General features: G+C 55.9%; 1 protein-coding gene. It reads left to right on the plus strand.

Going from position 1 to position 222, the window contains the following annotated elements:
- On the plus strand, positions 1 to 222 hold a 222-nt coding region (locus H8L32_RS28535), incomplete at both ends, for a hypothetical protein (RefSeq protein WP_186951037.1).

The following is a 222-nucleotide window of genomic DNA, read 5'->3' on the forward strand; positions in this document are numbered from 1 at the left end:
TGGCTGTTGACACAGGTACAAGTGACACCGTTGCCCTGACCATCGCTGAAGGTTTGAATACGGATCCACGTTTCAACGTCACCCTGACCACAGGCGCCGCAGAAAACGTCACCATCGTTGATGCTGATTCAGAAAACAACACCGTTGCCCTGGGTAGCGTAGCAGCCCACACAGGCACCGTCACCATCGGTACAGCAGCAGGTGCAGGCAAAGTTGGCGGCT

The organism is Undibacterium hunanense, assembly GCF_014284335.1.
GTDB lineage: Bacteria > Pseudomonadota > Gammaproteobacteria > Burkholderiales > Burkholderiaceae_D > Undibacterium > Undibacterium hunanense.